Raw genomic sequence first — 19,188 nt, forward strand, 5'->3', positions numbered from 1 at the left:
CCCCCACGCTCGCATGCGTTCGCTGCCCCCCGAGGGGGCTGGCCTCCTTGGGACGGCACTGCGGAGGCCGTCATGAAGTGGAAAGCCGTCACCACCGAAGCCAAGCTGCTGCTGATCGGCATCCCGGTGTTCCTGTGGACCGTCATCCCGGTCTACCACCTGTTTCTGTTCGCCATCTCCGAGCGCGATTCGGCCACCTCGGGCCGGCTGTGGCCGAAGAACCCGACGCTGCAGAACTTCGACATCGTGTTCCGGCAGAAGCACTTCTACCTCGACCACTTCTGGCTGCAGATGTGGAACTCGGTGGTCATCGCGGTGGCGGTGGCCGCGATCACGCTGTTCATCGCCACCTCGGCGGCCTTCGCCATCAGCCGGCTGAAGGTGCGCGGCGGCCGCACGGTGATGAACCTGGCCCTGTTCACCTACTTCATCCCGGCGGCCTTCCTGGCCGTGCCCATGTACAAGACCATGGGCAACTACGGCCTGCTCAACAACCAGTGGTCGCTGATCCTGGCGATGGTGACCATCGCGTCGCCCTACTGCATCTGGGTGCTCAAGCAGGCCAGCGACAAGCTGCCCTGGGAACTGGACGAGGCGGCGCGCATGGACGGCGCCACGCCGCTGCAGTTGTTCCGGCTGGTGTACCTGCCGCTGATGGTGCCGTCGCTGGTGGCCGTGGGCACCTACTCGCTGCTGCTGGCCTGGAACGAGTACCTGTACGCCTTCCTGCTGCTGTCCAACGACCGCAGCGTGACGCTGGCGGTGGCGCTGGGCAACTTCCTGTCGGCCGACGATTCGCCCTGGGAACTGCTGATGACCACCGGCCTGATCTACGCGATGCCGCCCGCGGCCATCTACTACGCCTTCAAGCGCTACATGGTGTCCGGCCTCACCGCCGGCGCAGTGAAATCATGACCGACACCACGACCCCCGCGCCCGACCCTCTCGCTCACCAGGCCTAGCCATGGCATCCGTATCGTTCAAGAACATCCAGAAGACCTATGGTGGCAAGGTCAAGGTCATCCACGGCATCGGCTTCGACATCCAGGACGGCGAGTTCGTCGTGCTGGTCGGGCCGTCGGGCTGCGGCAAGAGCACGCTGCTGCGCATGCTGGCCGGCCTGGAGGACATCACCGGCGGCGAGATCCTGATCGATGGCAAGGTCGTCAACGATCTCGAATCGAAGGATCGCGACATCGCGATGGTGTTCCAGAGCTACGCGCTCTACCCTCACATGACGGTGCGCGAGAACATGGCCTTCAGCCTGCGGCTGCGCAAGGCCGACGCCACGCTCACCGCCCAGCGGGTGGACAACGCCGCGCGCATCCTCAACCTGGGCCCGCTGCTCGACCGCTTCCCGAAGGAGTTGTCGGGCGGCCAGCGCCAGCGCGTCGCGATGGGCCGGGCCATCGTGCGCGACCCCAAGGTGTTCCTGTTCGACGAGCCGCTGTCCAACCTGGACGCCAAGCTGCGCGTGGCGATGCGCGCCGAGATCAAGGCGCTGCACCAGCGCCTGAAGACGACCACCGTCTACGTCACGCACGACCAGATCGAGGCGATGACCATGGCCGATCGCATCGTGGTGATGCACGAAGGCATCATCGAGCAGATCGGCACGCCGCTCGAACTGTTCGACCACCCCGGCAACCTCTTCGTGGCGCAGTTCATCGGTTCGCCGGCGATGAACGTGCTGCCCGGCACGCTGCGGCGCGGCGCCGACGGCGGCGTGCACGTGGAGGCCGAGGGCGCGGCCTGGCCGGTGAACCCGTTGTCCACCGCCAAGGACGGGCTGTCGGTGCACTACGGCATCCGGCCCGGTGACCTGTCGCTGGCCGCCGCCGGCATCGCCGCCACGGTGGTGGTGGTGGAGCCCACCGGTGCCGAGACCGAGCTGCTGCTGCAGGTGGGCGCCGCCCAGCTCACGCTGGTGATGCACGGCCGCACCGACGTGAAACCCGGGCAGGCGGTGCACCTGGCCATCGACGCGGCCAAGGCGCACGTGTTCGACGGCGCCAGCGGGCTGCGACTGGCCTAGGGCCGCACCCCCCATGTCCTTGCGCGTGGTCGTGATGGGTGTCAGTGGCTGCGGCAAGAGCACGCTGGGCAAGCGCCTGGCCCGGGCGCTGCGCATCCCGTTCGTCGAAGGCGACGCGCTGCACCCGCCGGCCAACGTGCAGCGCATGGCCGCCGGCATCGCACTCACCGACGCCGACCGCCAGGGCTGGCTCGAGGCCCTGGCCGACCGCCTGCGCGACGCCCGGCAGGCCGACCGCGGCCTGGTGATCGCCTGCTCGGCCCTGCGCCGCCGCTACCGCGACATCCTGCGCGACGGCGCCGCCGACGTGCGCTTCGTGCACCTGCACGGCGACCCCGCGGTGCTGGCGCGGCGCCTGGCCCGCCGTCGAGGACACTACATGCCGGCGTCCTTGCTGCCCAGCCAGCTCGAGACCCTCGAGCCGCCCGGCCCCGACGAGGACGCCATCGCCTTCGACATCCGCACCCCGCCCGGCCAGATCACCGCCGAGGCCCTCAGGCACCTGCAGACCCCCACGCCATGAACGCCACCGACAGCTTCACCCAGGTCATCCTCTTCACCGACACCGACGGCCGCGCGCGCTTCCGCGAGCAGGCCATCGCGCTGACCGAGGGCAAGCCGGCGGCGCGGCTGTCGCCGCTGATGCCCAGCGGCGGCATGCAGTTGCGCCGCAGCCCACCGGGCTTTCGCAGCGAGTTCCATTGCACGGGCGATCCGCAATGGGTGTTCATCCTGGGCGGCCAGATGGAAATCAGCCTGCAGGACGGCAGTTCACGGGTGTTCTCGCCGGGCGAGCACTTCTATTCGGCCGACACGCTGCCCGCGGGCGCCACGTTCGATCCGGCGGTGCATGGCCATTGGAGCCGCCAGGTCGGGCCCGATCCGCTCGTCACGCTGTTCGTCCGCGCCTAGGGCCATCACCATGGCCGTGAAGAACATGCTCGGCAACACCCTCGACCAGCTGGGCGAGGCCATCGTTTCTGGGCGCTATCTTCCAGGGGCCTCGCTGCCGCCCGAGCCGATGCTGTGCGAGGAATACGGCATCAGCCGCACGGTGGTGCGCGAGGCCGTCAAATCGCTGGTGGCCAAGGGCCTGCTGATCACCGGCCCGAAACTGGGCACCCGCGTGCTGCCCTCGGACGACTGGAACTGGTTCGACCCCGACGTGGTGGCGTGGCAATCGAGGGCCGGGCTGACGCGCGAGTTCCTGCGCGACTTGCAGGAACTGCGCCGAGTGATCGAACCGGCCGGGGTGCGCCTGGCCGCCGAGCGCGCCACCGCCGCCGACCTCGCCGACATCGAGACCGCCTACGCCGGCATGAAGCACGCCATCGAGCAAGGCGGCGACTACGTGGCCCACGACCTGCGCTTCCACCAGGGCCTGCTGCGCGCCTGCCACAACCGCATGGTGGTGCAGATGAGCAAGGCGCTGGGCGCGCTGCTGCGCACCAGCTTCGAGATCTCGACCTCGCGCCCCGACGGCCCGGCCAGTTCGCTGCCGCTGCACCGCGCGGTGCTCGATGCTGTGATCGCCCGCGACCCCAAAAAAGCCGAGCGCGCCAGCCTGCTGCTGATCGACGGCGCGCAGGACGACATCGAGCAGGTGCTGGCCTCGCGCCGCAAGCTGCCGTCGCTGAGCATGCCAGCGCTGCCGTTGAAGGGTTCGCGCGTGCCGGCCTCGCGTAAGGATTGAGCGGCCGCGAGAGACCGCCAGCATTCGAAGGACGGCTTGCCCTTCACCGCAACGGCAGCCTGCACCGGCCCGCCACTCTTCAGAACGAGGTGCGCACGCCTGCCTGATACATCGACTTCTGGGCGATGTAGTCCTTCAGCCCGCCGGTGGCGAAGTAGCCGCTGGCATAGAGCATGGTGCTCTTCGACAGGTAGTACCAGCCACCGATGGCCAGCTTGCCCAGGTTGTCCGAGGCACCGGCCGCGCCTTGGTAGCGCAGGCGCGTGTAGTTGGCGGCCAGGCGGGCCAGGCCGCCCACCGGCACCTCGACGCCAATGGTGGCGCCGTCGATGGTGTCGGCCGTGAAGGTGCGGCTGCCGGTGACCACCAGGTTCGACACGCCCGAGGCCGCGCCGTTGCTGCTGCCCAGCGCCAGGTCGCTGTTGTGCTGCATGCCGGCCATTAGCTTGAAAGCGCCAAAGTCGTAGTTGGCCGAGGCCGACAGCGACTTGTTGATGGCGCTGCCCGTGCTGCGCGACTTGTTCCATTCGTAGGTGGCGCCCAGGTACAACGGGCCGCTGGCGTACACACCGCGCAGGCCGGTGAAGTTGTCGGTGGTGTTCTCGCCGAAGCCGTATTGCGCGGCCAGCGTCACTGGCCCCAGCGCCGAGGTCTGGAGCTGGATGATGTTGTCGACACGCGATGCGTTCAGAAACAACGGCAGGTTCTTGCCGGCGTTGGTGACCGAAGTGGTCGGGTTGTAGGCCATCGCGTTGCCGTAGGGATTGCCTTGGCCAACGACGGTGTCGCTCAGCACGTACTGGCGACCAATGCGCAGTTCGCCCAGAGCGGTGGCGCTCAGCGACACAAAGGCCTGGCGCCCGAAGGCGCGGCCGCCCTGCCCGAAGGCGCCGGTGTCGACCAGCACGCCGCTTTCCAGCCACGCGCCGGCACGCATGCCGCCGCCCAGGTCTTCAGTGGTGCGCACACCCCAACGCGAGCCGTTGGCGCCGTTGGCGGTGCCATCCGTCAGGGCGGTGAGGCCGCTGCCACCCGACTTGCTGCCGGCCGAGTAGTGATTGAGGTTCAGGTCGAGCAGGCCGAACAGCGTGACGTTGGACTGCGCCTGTGCCGCACCGCACAGGGCCAGCAGCGCTGCCGGCAGGATCTTCGAGTGCTTCATGGGGGTTCCTTTGGAGAGACGGATGCGGACCACGACAACCCGGTGGTCCTGCGGGGATCGAGCCGTGTCAGGTCATGACGCGGATGTGGCGTGTGTGCATGGTCCGGTGCGTCATGTCGCGCCCCTGGTGTTGACATACATCGCGTACAGGGAACGGCTGCTCGCCATGTAGAGGCGGTTGTTCTTGGCACCACCGAAAGTCAGGTTGGCGCAGCGCTCCGGCAGTGCGATGAATCCGATCGGGATGCCGCCGGGGTTGAACACCATCACACCGTCGAGATCGGCCGAGCACGCGCCGCTTCGACCGTCGCTGCCCCAGCCGCACCACAGATTGCCGTCGATGTCGACGCAGATGCCGTCGAGCGCACCGGCGCCGTTGGCGTCGACCACCCGGGTCTTGTTCGACAGCTTGGCCCCGTCGACGTCGTAGCGCCAGACCACTCGGCTCGGTACCGCACGCGACTCGACGATGTAGAGCCACTTCTCGTCGGGCGAAAACGCCAGCCCGTTGGGACCGGCCAGCGCCGCAGTGACCAAGGTCAGCGCGCCGTCGGGTGCCCATCGGTACACCGAATGCGGCAGTTCGGCTGTGGCCCTGTCGCCCTCCCAGTCGCCGTCGATGCCGAAGCTGGGATCGGTGAACCAGACCGACCCATCGGTCTTGCAGACGATGTCGTTCGGCGAATTCAGGCGCTTGCCGTCGAAGCAATCGGCCAGCACCGTGACCTTGCCGTCGAACTCGGTGCGGGTGACACTGCGTGTGAGGTGCTCACAAGTGAGCAACCGGCCCTGGCGGTCGCGTGTGTTGCCATTGGCGAAGTTGGACGGCTGCCGGAACACCCCCCAGGCACCCGTGACCTCGTCATAGCGCATGATGCGGTTGTTCGGCACATCGCTGACCAGGACATAGCGGCCGGCGGGAAAGCACACCGGCCCTTCGGCCCATCGCATGCCGCCGCCCAGCCGCTCGACCGAGCTGCTGTACAGCCGGTATCTGGCAAAGCTGGGGTCGAGGATCTTCACCGCGGGGTCGGGGTAGCGCGTGCTGGGCTTGAAGTCCGGCCATCGATCCCGGGTCGTGGCGTCGCCAACATCCGGACCACCTGATGCAGATCCATCCGGGCGGGCTGCAGGGTTGCGTGAAAACATGTCAATCGACCCGAGCGATGTGCAGGAGGTTGGTCGACCCTGGGCTGCCGAAAGGAATCCCGGCCGCGATGACGAGTGTCTGGCCCGGGGTGGCGAAGCCCAGCCTCACTGCGGCGGCAACAGCCTCCTCGGTCATCTCGGCGATGCTCGTCACGTCGCGGCACAGCACCGGGTTCACGCCCCACACCAGCGCCAGTCGGCGGGCTGTTTCGCGGCGAGGCGTCATGCCGAGGATGGCCGCACGTGGTCGCTCGCGCGCCATGCGCAGTGCGGACGAACCGGAGCTCGTATAGGCCACCATGGCTGCTACCTCGAGCAACCCGGCCACCGATCGCGCCGCCCAGCCGACCGCGTCTGCGATGTTCGCCGCTGGAGCGGTGTGCGAGGCGTCGATGGCCGCACGGTAATGCGGGTCGGCTTCGGTCTGCGCGACGATGCGGTCCATCATGGTGACCGCCTCCACCGGATAGCGGCCCGATGCCGATTCGGCGGACAGCATCACCGCATCGGCGCCGTCGTAGATCGCCGTGGCCACGTCCGACGCCTCGGCGCGGGTGGGCACCGGCGCACTCACCATCGACTCGAGCATCTGCGTGGCGACGATGACGGGTTTGCCGAGCCGGCGACATTCGCGCACGATGCGCTTTTGGATCGCCGGCACCTGCTCGGCAGGAAGCTCGACCCCGAGGTCGCCGCGCGCCACCATCACCGCATCGGTGACCTCGAGGATCTCGTCCAGACAGGCCATCGCCGCAGGCTTCTCCAGCTTGGCGACGATGCCAGCTCGGTCCTGCACGATCTGCTTGATGTCGATGATGTCCTGCGCGCGCTGCACGAACGAGACCGCGACCCAGTCGACGCCCAGCGCCAACCCGAAGTCGAGGTCAGCCCGGTCCTTGGACGTCAGCGCCGACAGTGGCAGCACCACATCGGGAACGTTCACGCCCTTGCGGTCGGACAGCGTGCCGCCGTTGACGACCCGGGTGTCGGCAAAGTCGGCCCCGCAGGACACCACCTTCAGGCGCAGGCGGCCGTCGTCGAGCAGCAGCTCGGCGCCCCGCGTGAGCGCGGCAAAGATCTCGGGATGCGGCAAGGCCACCCGGTTGGCATTGCCGGGCTGGTCGCGCCGCAAATCGAGCCGGAAGTCGGCGCCCTCGACGAGCTTCACCGATCCGTCGGCGAAGGTTCCGACGCGCAGCTTCGGTCCTTGCAGATCCAGCAGCACGCCGATCGACCGGCCCAGGTCGGACTCGATGCGCCGGATCAGGTTCAGCCGCTGCTCGTGGTCGGCGTGCGTGCCGTGGCTGAAGTTCAGCCTGAAGACATCTGCCCCGGCGCGCACCAGGGCTTCGATGGTTGCGCGGTCGGTGCTGGCCGGGCCCAGCGTGGCGACGATCTTGGCGTTGGAGGGGCGCTTCTGCATCATGGGGCTTTCCTTGGCGCCGCATCGATGACGATGGCGCGGAAGTCGTTCACATTGGTCAGCGTGGGCCCGGTGACCACCGAGTCGCCCAGCGCCTGAAAGAAGCCATGGCCGTCGTTGCGGTCCAGGCTGACGCAGGGGTCGATGCCGAGCGACCAGGCGCGCGCTAGCGTGTCGGGTGCGAGCACCGCACCAGCGATCGCCTCGGCACCATCGACACCGTCGGTGTCGCCGGCCAGCGCATGCACGCCGCCGAGTCCGCGCAGGGCGATGCCCAGAGACAGCAGGAATTCGACGTTGCGACCGCCTCGGCCACTGCCCTTCAGGGTCACGGTGGTCTCGCCGCCCGACAGCAGCACGCAGGGTGCGGCGAATGGCTGCCCGCGCGCAGCGACCTGGCGCACGATGCCGGCGAGCGACTTGCCCAGCTCGCGCGACTCGCCCTCCAGGCTATCCCCCAGGATGTGCGTCACAAGGCCTGCCCCGCGGGCGATCTCAGCCGCCGCTTCGAGCGATCTCTGCGGCGCGGAGATGATGCGCAGGTCCGCGCCGCGCAGGCGGCTGTCGCCCGGTTTGACCGACTCGCCCGCGCCGCTGGTCAGCAGGGTTCTTGCCGCCGGCGAAGGCCCGATGCCGTAGCGGTCGATGATTGCCAGCGCGTCGCTGCAGGTGGTCGGGTCGGGCACGGTCGGTCCGGACGCGATGTCGATGGGGCCATCGGCCGGAACGTCGGAGATGAGCAGCGTGACCAGCCTGGCCGGATGACAGGCGGCGCCCAGCCTGCCGCCCTTGATGGACGAAAGGTGCCGCCGCACACAGTTCATTTCCGAGATGCTGGCGCCGCTGACCAGCAGCGCGGCATTGATGGCCCGTTTGTCGGCCAGGGTCAGCCCCTCGGCCGGCGCCACCAGCAGCGAAGAACCGCCCCCGGAGATCAGCGCGATAACGAGGTCGTCTTCGCTGAGCCCGCAGACCAGTTGCCTGATGCGCCGGGTCGCGAGCAGGCCCGCTTCGTCGGGAACAGGGTGTGCGGCCTGCACGATCTCGATCCGCCGACACGGCCGCTCGTGGCCGTACTGCGTCACGACAAGGCCCGCCAAGGGGCCGGCCCAGTGGTCTTCGAACACTCGCGCCATCTCGGCCGATGCTTTGCCTGCACCGATGACGATGGTTCGTCCCTTCGGCGGCGCCGGCAGGTGCGGCGGCAGACACCGCGCGGGCTGCGCCGCCGCGATCGCGGCGTCGAACATGGCGCGCAGCAGCGGCCGGCGATCGATCTCGTTCATGGAGCGTGTCTTGGTTGGGAGTGCGCAGGACGCAGTGGTGCCGAGACGGCCTGCTCGGCTCAGCCTCGATCCACCTCGTGCCCGGCCATCAGCTCGAGGGCCCTGACCAGGGCCGAATGGTCCAGGTCGGCCATGCCATTGGCCGCGCAGGCCTGCATCAGCTGGGCAGCGCCCGCCGTCTGCGGCAGCGACACCGCCAGCTCGCGCGCACCCTGCAGTGCCAGGTTCAGATCCTTCTGGTGCAGGCGGATGCGGAACCCGGGCGCGAAGGTGCGCTTGATCATCCGCTCGCCATGCACTTCGAGGATGCGGCTAGCGGCAAAGCCGCCCATCAGCGCCTGGCGCACCCTGGACGGGTCGGCGCCGGCCTTGCTGGCAAACAGCAAGGCCTCTCCGACGGCGGCGATGGTCAGCGCGACGATGATCTGATTGGCCACCTTGGTGGTCTGACCGTCGCCGTTGCCACCGACCAGGGTGATGTTCCTGCCCATCTTTTCGAGCAACGGACGCACCCTGTCGAACACCGCGGCATCACCGCCGCACATGATGGTGAGCGACGCGGACTTGGCTCCGACCTCGCCGCCCGAGACTGGCGCATCGATGTAGTCGGCGCCGAGTGCGTTGATCTTCGCCGCGAAAGCCTTGGTGGCCATCGGCGAGATCGAGCTCATGTCGACGACGACCTTGCGTGCGCCACCGCCGGTCTGCAGGGCGGACGCGACGCCGTTCTCGCCGAACAGCACGGCCTCGACATCGGGCGTGTCGGGCACCATCATGAACACGACCTCGGCATGGCGGGCGACCTCTGCGGCACTGCCGCAGGCGGTGGCAGACGACGCGGCCACGCTGTCGGGGACGGCGCCCCGCGTGTGGACGAAAAGCTGGTGGCCGGCGTCGACTAGGTGCAGCGCCATCGGCGCGCCCATGATGCCCAGTCCGATGAATCCGATCTTCATGTGCGTGGTCCTTCAGTAGGTGTTGGAGCCGGCCTGCGCCGGAGCGGCACGCATCGCTGCGACCACCTGCTGCGCGCCAGCGGCCATCAGCCGCGCGTCGGAGCTGACGGTGACGAAACGGAAGCCCTTGGCGATGCGGGCGAGCGCCGCCTGCGGGCTGCCGTTGTGGATACCGGCGACCACGCCGTGGGCTTGGGCACGGGCCAGGATGTGGTCCACCGCCTCGGCAGCCTTCGGGTCGAGGTCGTCGAAGGTGGGCGTGCAGCCGAGCGCCAGCGACAGGTCCGACGGGCCGATGTAGATCGCGTCCAGCCCTTCGACCGAGAGGATCGCGTCGAGGTTGTCGAGTGCGGCAGCCGTCTCGATCATGGCGAAGGTGACGATCGTGTCGTTGGCCTGCTGCGGGTAGTCGGCCCCGCCATACAGCAGCGCGCGCACCGGCCCGAAGCTGCGTGTGCCACGTGGCGCGTAATGCGTCCAGGCGACCAGCTTCTGCGCGTCCGCGCGGGTGTTCACCATCGGGCAGATCACGCCGTAGGCGCCGGCATCCAGCGCCTTCATCAGGATGCCCGGCTCGAGCCAGGGCACCCTCACCACGGGCACGGTGGGTGTGGTAGAGATGGCCTGCAGCATCGTCACCAGGGCCTGGTAGTCGACGACACCGTGCTGCAGGTCGATGGTCAGCGAATCCCAGCCCTGGTGGGCCATCGTCTCGGCGGAGAAGCTGTTCGGGATGGCCAGCCAGCCGTTGACGGCCGCATTGCCTTCCTGCCACAGCGTTCGCAGGCGGTTCGGTCTCATGCTCGACTCCTAGGTCCGGTTGATGGTCACGTTGTCGAGACGCAGGTCGACGTTCTGGACGACGTCGGGCGTGGTGCTGACATCGAAGACCGAGTCGCGCACGCGCACGATGCCGATCGGGTCGTTGAGACCGACACTGCCCACCACCCCTGCGCGCGGCGTGTTGGGCACGTAGTTCGCCGGCAGCGTCAACGGTGCCGGCGACGCGGTGGCAAAGCCGCGGATGTTGAAGGCCTTGGTGCCTGCCTTGGTGCCGCGCCCCACCGTCAGATGGCTGACGTAAATCTGGTCGGTGACCGGCCTGTAGGGTCCGGATTCGGCCGGGTCGTCGGAGCTGTCGGCGCGGTAGAAGTAGTCGATCGTTATGGCCGCGTTGTTGGTCGAGACGCCGTTGGGCACCAGGACGTTGCGTGCATAGAAGTGGCGCATCACGCCACCGCGGCGTGTGTTGGTCTTGAAGCGCAGCGCGATGTCCAGTTCGCTGCTGTTCATCTGGATGTTCTCGGCAAAGACGTTCTCGATGCCACCCGACATCTCGCTGCCCAGCGTCACACCGCCATGTCCGCTGGCCATCACGCAATTGCGGATCACGATGTTGCGGGTGGCGGCGGCGCAGGCACTGGTGTCGCCGTTCGTCGAGCACTGCGCCGGATGGTTGGGGTACACCACCCACGGTGCGATCGCGTCGGCCGGCATTCCCGGCGGCGGCGCGAAGCCATCGGTGCCGCGGCCGGCCTTGATGGCAATGCAGTCGTCGCCGGTGTCGAAGCTGCAGTCTTCGATCAACACGTCGACGCAGGCCTCGGGGTTGCAGCCGTCACTGTTGGTGCCCAGGCTGACGATGTCCACCGCGCGCACCGTCACGTTCCTGCAGAACAGCGGATGCACCACCCAGAATGGCGAGCGCTTCAGCGTGACGCCTTCGATCAGCACGTTCTCGCAGCCATAGGGTCCGACCAGCGGCGGACGCAGGTAGTGCTGCGTGCCGCTGGCGTCGATGCCATAGACGCGCTGCGACACCGGCACATGGCCTGGCACCGCGCCCTGGCTCTTGAGCAGCAGGCTGTCGGCCGCCTGGTGCGGCAGACAGGCGGCGCCGAGGCTGGACGGGAAGGTGCTGGTGCCCTTGGCGCAGCCGAACTTCGGATTGCCCTGGCTGCCGCCCTTCCACCACCACCACGCTGACGGGTTGCCCTGCTTGTTGTTCGGATCGAACTGGTCGATGCCGGCCTGGCCGTCCAGCGTGCCCTTGCCGGTGATGGCGATATCGCGCTCGCGGTAGGCGTAGACCAGCGGCGAGTGGTTGTAGAGGTCGTTGCCCTCCCAGCGCGTCAGCACGTTGGGGTACTTGCGCGGGTCGGTGTCGAACAGCAGCACCGAGTCGATCTCGGGCAGGTGCAGGTTCACCCGGCTGCGCAAGCGGATCGCGCCGGTCATGAAGGTTCCGCTGGGCACCACGACGCGGCCACCGCCGGCGGCATGGCAGGCTGCGATCGCCGCGGCAATGGCCCGCGTGTTGCCGAGCACCACGGCATCGTCGACGCGGTCGCCGGCCACGGCGCCGAAGTCGGTGATCAGGAAGCGTCGGCGCGGGAAGTGCGGCGCGCGTATGCGCGACAGGATCCGCGGCACCGTGCGGTTCCAGGCCACGGCCTCCGGGTCGAGGTCCGGCATGCGGTGCCGTTCGTGCAACGCCTGCACCGTGGGTTGGGCGGCGGCAACGATGCCCTCCGTGTCGCCTTCGCCGCCGCCGCCGCAGCCGCTGAGCAGCGGCGGAAGCGCCAGGCTGCTACCGGCACCGAGGGCTCGAACCAGGAAGCGGCGGCGCGCTGAGGGTTTGTCGCTGGGCAGTGTCATCGTGAACTCCTGTGGAGGTTGGTCGTGGTCGTCGAGGCATGGCGAGGCCCGCCGCCCGGACAGGGTGTCCGGCGATCGGATTGCTCGGCAGGGGATCGGGGCTAGCGCCCGCGGCGTTCGGGCGGCGTGTAGTCCATGGTCACGAAGGCGCCGCCCTGGAACTGGCGGGCGACCAGGTCCAGCGGGTTGGGCTTCGCCTCGATCTCGGCCGCCCAGGCTTCGGCGTTCTGCGTGGGCTGGTAGCCGATCGCATTGCCCTCGGACAGGTCGTAGTAGGCGCGGCTGTTGGCCGAGACGCCCCAAACCGCGCAATAGCCCACCTCGGGCGCATCGATGCAGCGCTGCACCAGGTGCAGCAGGTCATCGCTGCCCATCCAGGTGCTGAGCTGTCGCTGGTTCTCGGGTGGCTTTCCCATGGTCGTGCCGATGCGCAGCGAGATGCCCTCGATGCCATGCTTGTCCCAGTACATGCGTGCCATGGCCTCGCCCCACACCTTGGAAAGGCCGTAGAAGCCGTCCGGGCGAAAGGCCGCATCGAGCCTCAGCTGTGCGTCCACCGGGTGCATGCCGAAGGCATGGTTCGAACTCGCAAAGACGACGCGCCGCACCTTGTGGCGGCGGGCGCCCTCGTAGACCTCGTACAGCGCGCGCAGGTTGTTCTCGATGATCTCGGGCAGTGGCTTCTCGACGCTGGTGCCGGCCATGTGGATCAGCACGTCTACGCCCGCCAGCAGCCGGTCGACCACGGCCGGCTCGCGCAGGTCGCCGTGCATCACGTCCTCGCCGTCGTAAAGCGGCACCAACGGGCGCGAGCCGCCGGCAGCGCGCAGGTCGACGCCGCGCTCGCGCAGACCCTTGCGCAGGATGCTGCCGACGATGCCGCCAGCGCCGCTCAAAGCCACTTTGGTCATTCGATTCACCTCGCAGAAGGGATATGTAGGGGTTGCGGGCCGCGGCGCGTCAACCGGTGTAGCCCATGAACAATCGCGGCAGGGCCAGCGAGAACGCGGGCACGTAAGTGACCAGCAACAGGGCCGCCACCAACGCACCGTAGAACGGCCAGATGGTCTTCATCACCGCACCGACCGAGATGCCGCCGATGGCGCAGCCGACGAACTGCACGGTGCCGACGGGTGGGGTGTTCAGCCCGAGCGCGCAGTTGATCAGCATCACCATGCCGAACTGCACCGGGTCCATGCCGTACTTCATCGCAATCGGCAGGAAGATCGGCGTCGCGATCAGGATCGTCGCCGCCATGTCCATGAAGGTGCCGAGAACGAACAGGATGACGTTGATCAACAGGAACACGGCCCACGGCGTGGTCGTCACGCTTGACACCAGGTTGCCCATGAAGTCGGCCACCTCGTACAGGCCCATCAGATACTGGAACATCGCCGACACGCCGATCAGCAGCAACACCACGCCGGTCGTCTTGACTGCCTTTGCGGCCGCCAGCATCAGGTGCTGCCAGTTCATCGTGCGGTAGATCAGGAAGGTCAGCGCCAGCGTGTAGATCACCGCGATCGCCGCCGCCTCGGTGGCGGTGAAGACGCCCGACAGAATGCCGGCAAGAATGATCACGACGATCAGCAGGCCCGGCGCTGCCGCAGCGGCGGCACGCAACACACCCGACCAGCCCGGAAACTCGCCGGCCGGATAACCGCGCGAGACTGCCACCGCATAGGCGGCGACCAGCATGCACACCATCAGCACGGCAGCGGGCAACAGGCCGGCGGCGATCAACGCGCCCACCGACACCGAGCCGCCGGCCGCCAGCGCGTAGATGATCATGTTGTGGCTGGTGGGCATCAGGGCACCGACCAGCGCGGCGTGGGTCGTCACGTTGACCGCGTAGTCTGCGTGATAGCCATCCTTCTTCATCATGGGGATCATCACCGCGCCCATCGCCGACACATCGGCCACCGCCGAGCCGCAGACGCCGCCAAACAGCGTGCAGGCCACGACGTTGGACATGCCCAGGCCGCCACGCACATGGCCCGCCGCACTCTGCGCCAGGCGGACGATGCGGTCGGCCACGCCGCCATGCAGCATCAACTCACCGCTGAAGATGAAGAAGGGAATGGCCAGGAACGAGAAGACGTTCATCCCCGACATCATTTGCTGGAACAGCACGGCCAGCGGCAGGCCTTCATAGAGGATCGTGCACAGCGACGACAGCCCGATCGCGAACGCGACCGGCACGCCCAGCACCAGGAAGCCGAAGAAGGTAATGCAGAGGATGGTCAGTGCCATGACGGCTCCACGGTTTTGCCCTGGACGAGCGCGATCACGTGCTCGATCGAGAACGAGATGATCAGCACACCCGAGATGACCAGCGGCGCGTAGCGGATCGCTTCGGGCAGGCCGAGGTTCGGGATCCTGTAGCTGGCCACCGACAGGCCCAGCACGCCGCCGTTCCAGATCATGGCGGCACCGAAGGCCATCACCAGCATATGGATGACCAGTTCGACGCGGTTGCGCACATGCTCGGGCACCAGCACCAGCAGTGATTCCATGCCGATGTGCCCGGCATCGCGCACACCGACTGCCGCGCCGATCAGAGTGACGTAGAGCACCAGCACCAGGGCCAGGCTCTCGGTCCAGGTGGGCGAGCTGTTCAGCACATAACGTCCGAAGACCTGGAAGAACACGATCGCCACGATCGTGAACAGCCCTCCCACCGACAGGTACATGCCCACGCGCGCAACCGGGGCGTTGAGACGAGTCAACCAGCCGTCGAGCGGTGGTTCAGCGAGCGCCTGGGCTTGCGGAGGGTCCGCCAATGCCAGTTCCTTCATCGGAACTCCTTGTGAGTGGGACGGGTTGGGCCGGCGCCACCTGGCACCGAGCCGAAGCGGCTACTTCGCTTCCTGGATGCGCTTGACCAGATCGCGCAGCTTGGGTGTGCTGGCGAACTTCGTGTAAACGGGGGCCATGGCATCGACGAAGGGCTTCCTGTCGGCGATGACGACCACTTGCGCGCCGCCGGCCTCGGCCACCTTGCGAGACTTGGCTTCGCGCTCGTCCCACAGCTTGCGCATCGTGGACACCGATTCCTTGGCGGTCTTGCGCAGCAGCGCCTGGTCGTCCTTCGACAGCGTGTCCCAGATCTTCTTGGAGAAGACCAGCACCTCGGGCACCATCGAATGCTCGGTGGTGTTGTAGTACTTGGCGGCCTCGAAGTGGCGCGACGACTCGTACGACGGCCAGTTGTTCTCGGCGCCGTCGACGATGCCCGTCTTCAGGCCGGTGTAGACCTCGCCGTAGGGCATCGGCGTGGCGTTGGCGCCCAGCGCCTCCATCATGGCCACGAACAGGTCCGACTGCTGCACGCGGATCTTCATGCCCTTCACGTCGGCCAGCGTCTTGATCGGCCGCTTCACGGTGTACACCGAACGCGCGCCGCTGTCGTAGAAGGCCAGCCCGACCATGCCCTGCTCGCCCATGGCGGCCAGGATCTCGTCGCCGATGGGGCCGTCCAGCACGCGGCGCATGTGGTCGATCGAGCGGAAGACGAACGGCATCGAGATCGCGATCGTCTCGGGCACGATGTTGTTCAGCGGCGCCGCGTTGATGCGCATCATGTCCAGGCCACCGATCTTCAACTGCTCGATGGTGTCGCGCTCCGCGCCGAGCGCGCCCGACGCGAAGACCTTGACGCCGAGCTTGTCGTGCGACTGCTCCTTGAGGGCCTTGCCCATGGCGCGCACGGCCTCGACCGTCGGGTAGTCGGCCGGATGCACGTCCGCCGAACGGAAATCCCGGGCCAGCACGGGAGAGGTGATCGCCAGGCCGATGGCCGCACTGAGGGCGAGGAGACTGTGGCGCAGAGGGTGGATCATGGAATTCCTCGAGGTGGTGGGGGACGCTGCCCGTGCCTGCCCATGCAGGGCCTCGAGCGCGGTGATTGGCGTCTATTGCTGTCTGACAACTTGACTGTATGTTGCCTAGTTGTAATGCAACTATAGGGAGAAACACCTACAGTTGTCTGGCTTCAGTAGCTGCGCCTGCTAAGATGAGGACACCAATGCTCAGGCGCGACGGCCTGCGAAGGGCGGCCACGCCAACCACCCCATGAACGATCCCATCCTGCAACCCGACGGCCCGGGCTCGCTGCCCGACCGGATCTACACACGCATCGTCGAAGCGATCCTGCGGGGCGACTTCACGGCAACCGGCAAGTTACCCACCGAGGACGTTCTGGCCAGCCGTTTCAATGTCTCGCGCCCTACGGTGCGCGAGGCCCTGGCCCGCCTGCGCTCCGACGGCGTGATCGAATCGCGGCGCGGCTCGGGCAGCCATGTCGTGCGCCGCCCGGGCTCGGCGACGGCCACGGCCACACCGATCAGGAACCTGGCCGACATCGAGCGCTACTACGTCTTTCGCTGCTGCGTCGAGGGTGGCGCCGCGGCGGCGGCGGCCGAATTCCACGACCGCGAAGACCTGGCAACGATGCGCGCCGAATTCGATGCGCTGGGCCAGGCGATGGAGGGCGGACATTCAGGCATCGAGGAAGACGTGCGCTTGCACCTGGCGATCGCGCGCGCCTCGCACAACCCGTTCTTCGTCAATACCGTGGAGACCAGCGTCGCGCCGATCCGGCAGTTCATGGAACTGGCCCGCAGCGTCTCCGACAAGAAAAGCATGGAGCGCGTGCGCACGGTGCAGGCCGAGCACCAGGCGATCGTCGACGCGATAGCGCGCCGCTCACCCGCCGAGGCGGCCGAGGCCACGCGCCTGCACGTGGTCAATGCGAAGCGCCGCATCTTCGAAGGAACGGCTCTGCCATGAACGGCGCCCCACATCAAAGTTGCTTGACAACTTTATTGAATATCAGACAATTTGATCTTCGTTGCAGCAACTTCTGTTGACGCCTGGAGATTCCGATGCCCGATGCCGTGTCCGCTGCTGCCCCGTCGCCCGCCGCTGAAGCGATGAGGCCGCTGACCATCCGAATGACCGATCGCGACAACGTGGCGATCGTGGCCAATGACGGCGGCTTGGCGGCCGGCACCGTGCTGCCGGGCGGGCTGAGGTTGGTGGACCGCGTCCCGCAGGGCCACAAGCTGGCCCTGGTGGACATCTCCGCGGAAGCGCCCGTGCTGCGCTATGGCATCGCCATCGGTCACGCGTTGAAGGACATCGCTGCCGGCAGTTGGGTGCACGAGCGACTGCTCCGCATGCCGCAGGCGCGCGGGCTCGAAGGGTTGCCCATCGCCACGTCCAGGGCTGCCGACTTGCCGCCGCTCGAGGGCCACACCTTCGAGGGCTACCGCAACGCCGACGGTTCGGTGGGCACGCGCAACATCCTGGCCATCACGCAGACGGTGCAGTGCGTGGCCGGCGTCACGGACTTCGCGGTTCAGCGCATCAAGGCCGAACTGCTGCCGCGCTTTCCGAACGTCGACGACGTGGTCGCTCTGGAACATGGTTATGGCTGCGGTGTGGCCATCGACGCGCCCGATGCCGTGGTGCCAATCCGCACGCTGCGCAACATCAGCCTGAACCCGAACTTCGGCGGCGAGGTGATGGCGGTGAGCCTGGGCTGCGAGAAGCTGCAGCCCGAGCGGCTGCTGCCGCCAGGGTCGTTCGCGATCGTTGACGAACGCAACGTGGCCGACGTCGGCAAGTCTGCCGACGAGGCGCTCGACGTCGTGTGCCTGCAAGACGACGCCCATGTGGGCTTCATGTCGATGGTCGAATCGATCATGCGGCAGGCCGAAGAACACCTCGAGCGCCTGAACGCGCGTCGGCGCGAAACCGTGCCGGCCAGCGAACTGGTGGTGGGTGTGCAGTGCGGCGGCAGCGATGCCTTCTCGGGTGTCACCGCCAACCCTGCGGTCGGCTTCTGCACCGACCTGCTGGTGCGCGCCGGTGCCAGCGTGATGTTCTCCGAGGTGACCGAGGTGCGCGACGGCATCGACCAACTCACTGCGCGCGCCGCCACGCCCGAGGTGGCCGAGGCGATGATCCGCGAGATGGCGTGGTACGACGCCTACCTGCAACGCGGCGGCGCCGACCGCAGCGCCAACACCACGCCGGGCAACAAGAAGGGCGGGCTGTCGAACATCGTCGAGAAGGCGATGGGCTCGATCGTCAAGTCCGGCACGGCGCCGATCTCCAACGTGCTCGCACCCGGCGAGAAGCTGAAGGCCAAGGGCCTGACCTACGCCGCTACGCCGGCCAGCGATTTCATCTGCGGCACGCTGCAACTGGCCGCAGGGATGAACCTGCATGTGTTCACCACCGGCCGCGGCACGCCCTACGGCCTGGCTGCCGTGCCGGTGATCAAGGTGGCCACCCGCAGCGACCTGGCGAAGCGCTGGCACGACCTGATGGACCTCAACGCAGGCACGATCGCCGATGGCTCCGCGACGATCGAAGAGGTCGGCTGGGGGTTGTTCCGCCTGATGCTCGAGGTGGCCAGCGGCCGCAGGAAGACGTGGGCCGAACACTGGAAGCTGCACAACGCGCTGGTGCTGTTCAATCCGGCGCCCGTCACCTGATGCGCATCGGTGTGCGGGGCTGAGCGACTGATTCGCTCATTGCGCTCGTTCGTTTCGTCCGACGATCTGCGCTGCGCGTCAGGCGGCAGCCGACGCGGGCGCTGAACCATGGGTAGTGCACCACGAAGCCCCCCCCCCTTCGACCGCGACCGCCGGTGATGCAAAGCCGCGTGCGGGCAGGCCGGGGAGCGCCTCTGTGGCGCTGAAGCGCGCAGGCCCTGCGGTGGCGCGCGCAGCGCGCTTCGCCATCAAGCTCGCCGCAGTTGTCTGAGGTTCTATGTTTTTGCGCAAGCTTCAGGTGAGGTCACCAGGCTGGGATC

At 67.6% G+C, this 19,188-nt stretch carries 18 protein-coding genes; 7 read left to right on the plus strand and 11 right to left on the minus strand.

Features of this window, described 5'->3' with window-relative positions:
- The first annotated feature begins 72 nt into the window (after positions 1-72).
- Genes EOINJALH_RS29085 through EOINJALH_RS29105 form a run of 5 tightly spaced genes read left to right on the plus strand, consistent with a single transcriptional unit; the run spans position 73 to position 3,728 of the window.
- Entirely contained in the window at positions 73-915 is an 843-nt protein-coding gene (locus tag EOINJALH_RS29085; protein WP_088286848.1) for a carbohydrate ABC transporter permease, read from the plus strand.
- Between the two features lie 49 nt (positions 916-964).
- Positions 965-2,035: an ABC transporter ATP-binding protein gene (locus EOINJALH_RS29090; protein ID WP_088286850.1), complete on the plus strand. Its 1,071-nt coding sequence runs from the start codon at positions 965-967 to the stop codon at positions 2,033-2,035.
- Between the two features lie 13 nt (positions 2,036-2,048).
- Positions 2,049-2,558 carry a gluconokinase gene (locus EOINJALH_RS29095; RefSeq protein ID WP_234414095.1) on the plus strand — a complete coding sequence of 170 codons (510 nt, stop codon included), beginning with the start codon at positions 2,049-2,051 and terminating at the stop codon, positions 2,556-2,558.
- Positions 2,555-2,947: a hypothetical protein gene (locus EOINJALH_RS29100; protein ID WP_088286852.1), complete on the plus strand. Its 393-nt coding sequence runs from the start codon at positions 2,555-2,557 to the stop codon at positions 2,945-2,947. Before EOINJALH_RS29095 ends, EOINJALH_RS29100 begins: the two co-directional genes overlap by 4 nt.
- Positions 2,948-2,957: 10 nt before the next feature.
- Complete coding sequence (locus tag EOINJALH_RS29105; RefSeq protein ID WP_088286854.1) at positions 2,958-3,728, plus strand: FadR/GntR family transcriptional regulator; 771 nt, start codon at positions 2,958-2,960, stop codon at positions 3,726-3,728.
- A 79-nt stretch (positions 3,729-3,807) separates the two neighbouring features.
- Here EOINJALH_RS29105 and EOINJALH_RS29110 read toward each other — a convergent pair whose 3' ends face one another.
- From EOINJALH_RS29110 to EOINJALH_RS29160, 11 genes are all read right to left on the minus strand, one after another.
- Entirely contained in the window at positions 3,808-4,890 is a 1,083-nt protein-coding gene (locus EOINJALH_RS29110; RefSeq protein ID WP_088286855.1) for a porin, read from the minus strand.
- Between the two features lie 111 nt (positions 4,891-5,001).
- Complete coding sequence (locus EOINJALH_RS29115; RefSeq protein ID WP_088286857.1) at positions 5,002-6,039, minus strand: SMP-30/gluconolactonase/LRE family protein; 1,038 nt, start codon at positions 6,037-6,039, stop codon at positions 5,002-5,004.
- 1 nt (position 6,040) lies between these two features.
- Positions 6,041-7,465 (minus strand): pyruvate kinase, encoded by a 1,425-nt coding sequence (gene pyk, locus EOINJALH_RS29120; protein ID WP_234414096.1) that lies wholly within the window; start codon positions 7,463-7,465, stop codon positions 6,041-6,043.
- Positions 7,462-8,748 carry a glycerate kinase gene (locus tag EOINJALH_RS29125; RefSeq protein ID WP_088286859.1) on the minus strand — a complete coding sequence of 429 codons (1,287 nt, stop codon included), beginning with the start codon at positions 8,746-8,748 and terminating at the stop codon, positions 7,462-7,464. The genes pyk and EOINJALH_RS29125 overlap by 4 nt, the downstream gene beginning before the upstream one ends.
- Before the next feature lie 59 nt (positions 8,749-8,807).
- Positions 8,808-9,704, minus strand: coding sequence for a 2-hydroxy-3-oxopropionate reductase (locus tag EOINJALH_RS29130; RefSeq protein ID WP_088286861.1), 897 nt, complete (start codon positions 9,702-9,704; stop codon positions 8,808-8,810).
- A gap of 12 nt (positions 9,705-9,716) precedes the next feature.
- A complete protein-coding gene (locus EOINJALH_RS29135; RefSeq protein ID WP_088286863.1) occupies positions 9,717-10,505 on the minus strand; it encodes an HpcH/HpaI aldolase/citrate lyase family protein in 789 nt (262 codons plus the stop codon).
- A gap of 9 nt (positions 10,506-10,514) precedes the next feature.
- Positions 10,515-12,362 (minus strand): glycoside hydrolase family 28 protein, encoded by a 1,848-nt coding sequence (locus EOINJALH_RS29140; protein ID WP_088286864.1) that lies wholly within the window; start codon positions 12,360-12,362, stop codon positions 10,515-10,517.
- 101 nt (positions 12,363-12,463) lie between these two features.
- Positions 12,464-13,273, minus strand: coding sequence for an NAD(P)-dependent oxidoreductase (locus EOINJALH_RS29145; RefSeq protein WP_088286866.1), 810 nt, complete (start codon positions 13,271-13,273; stop codon positions 12,464-12,466).
- Positions 13,274-13,322: 49 nt separating this feature from the next.
- Positions 13,323-14,615 (minus strand): TRAP transporter large permease, encoded by a 1,293-nt coding sequence (locus tag EOINJALH_RS29150; protein WP_088286868.1) that lies wholly within the window; start codon positions 14,613-14,615, stop codon positions 13,323-13,325.
- Positions 14,606-15,055, minus strand: a complete 450-nt coding sequence (locus EOINJALH_RS29155) for a TRAP transporter small permease (RefSeq protein WP_199873504.1) — start codon at positions 15,053-15,055, stop codon at positions 14,606-14,608. The genes EOINJALH_RS29150 and EOINJALH_RS29155 overlap by 10 nt, the downstream gene beginning before the upstream one ends.
- 165 nt (positions 15,056-15,220) lie before the next feature.
- Positions 15,221-16,204: a TRAP transporter substrate-binding protein gene (locus tag EOINJALH_RS29160; RefSeq protein ID WP_088286873.1), complete on the minus strand. Its 984-nt coding sequence runs from the start codon at positions 16,202-16,204 to the stop codon at positions 15,221-15,223.
- A 232-nt stretch (positions 16,205-16,436) separates the two neighbouring features.
- Between EOINJALH_RS29160 and EOINJALH_RS29165 the strand changes: the two genes are divergently transcribed.
- Positions 16,437-17,153 (plus strand): FadR/GntR family transcriptional regulator, encoded by a 717-nt coding sequence (locus tag EOINJALH_RS29165; protein WP_088286874.1) that lies wholly within the window; start codon positions 16,437-16,439, stop codon positions 17,151-17,153.
- 143 nt (positions 17,154-17,296) lie between these two features.
- Positions 17,297-18,868, plus strand: coding sequence for a galactarate dehydratase (garD, locus tag EOINJALH_RS29170; protein WP_088286876.1), 1,572 nt, complete (start codon positions 17,297-17,299; stop codon positions 18,866-18,868).
- Positions 18,869-19,188: the final 320 nt, after the last annotated feature.

This window comes from Ideonella sp. A 288 (assembly GCF_002198735.1).
GTDB lineage: Bacteria > Pseudomonadota > Gammaproteobacteria > Burkholderiales > Burkholderiaceae_C > Pseudaquabacterium.

Bases quoted from the DNA above. Each gene is read 5' to 3' on its own strand.
- EOINJALH_RS29085 (WP_088286848.1), top strand. From the start codon at position 73: ATGAAGTGGAAAGCCGTCACCACCGAAGCCAAGCTGCTGCTGATCGGC.
- EOINJALH_RS29090 (WP_088286850.1), top strand. From the start codon at position 965: ATGGCATCCGTATCGTTCAAGAACATCCAGAAGACCTATGGTGGCAAG.
- EOINJALH_RS29095 (WP_234414095.1), top strand. From the start codon at position 2,049: ATGTCCTTGCGCGTGGTCGTGATGGGTGTCAGTGGCTGCGGCAAGAGC.
- EOINJALH_RS29100 (WP_088286852.1), top strand. From the start codon at position 2,555: ATGAACGCCACCGACAGCTTCACCCAGGTCATCCTCTTCACCGACACC.
- EOINJALH_RS29105 (WP_088286854.1), top strand. From the start codon at position 2,958: ATGGCCGTGAAGAACATGCTCGGCAACACCCTCGACCAGCTGGGCGAG.
- EOINJALH_RS29110 (WP_088286855.1), bottom strand. From the start codon at position 4,890: ATGAAGCACTCGAAGATCCTGCCGGCAGCGCTGCTGGCCCTGTGCGGT.
- EOINJALH_RS29115 (WP_088286857.1), bottom strand. From the start codon at position 6,039: ATGTTTTCACGCAACCCTGCAGCCCGCCCGGATGGATCTGCATCAGGT.
- pyk (WP_234414096.1), bottom strand. From the start codon at position 7,465: ATGATGCAGAAGCGCCCCTCCAACGCCAAGATCGTCGCCACGCTGGGC.
- EOINJALH_RS29125 (WP_088286859.1), bottom strand. From the start codon at position 8,748: ATGAACGAGATCGATCGCCGGCCGCTGCTGCGCGCCATGTTCGACGCC.
- EOINJALH_RS29130 (WP_088286861.1), bottom strand. From the start codon at position 9,704: ATGAAGATCGGATTCATCGGACTGGGCATCATGGGCGCGCCGATGGCG.
- EOINJALH_RS29135 (WP_088286863.1), bottom strand. From the start codon at position 10,505: ATGAGACCGAACCGCCTGCGAACGCTGTGGCAGGAAGGCAATGCGGCC.
- EOINJALH_RS29140 (WP_088286864.1), bottom strand. From the start codon at position 12,362: ATGACACTGCCCAGCGACAAACCCTCAGCGCGCCGCCGCTTCCTGGTT.
- EOINJALH_RS29145 (WP_088286866.1), bottom strand. From the start codon at position 13,273: ATGACCAAAGTGGCTTTGAGCGGCGCTGGCGGCATCGTCGGCAGCATC.
- EOINJALH_RS29150 (WP_088286868.1), bottom strand. From the start codon at position 14,615: ATGGCACTGACCATCCTCTGCATTACCTTCTTCGGCTTCCTGGTGCTG.
- EOINJALH_RS29155 (WP_199873504.1), bottom strand. From the start codon at position 15,055: ATGTACCTGTCGGTGGGAGGGCTGTTCACGATCGTGGCGATCGTGTTC.
- EOINJALH_RS29160 (WP_088286873.1), bottom strand. From the start codon at position 16,204: ATGATCCACCCTCTGCGCCACAGTCTCCTCGCCCTCAGTGCGGCCATC.
- EOINJALH_RS29165 (WP_088286874.1), top strand. From the start codon at position 16,437: ATGAACGATCCCATCCTGCAACCCGACGGCCCGGGCTCGCTGCCCGAC.
- garD (WP_088286876.1), top strand. From the start codon at position 17,297: ATGAGGCCGCTGACCATCCGAATGACCGATCGCGACAACGTGGCGATC.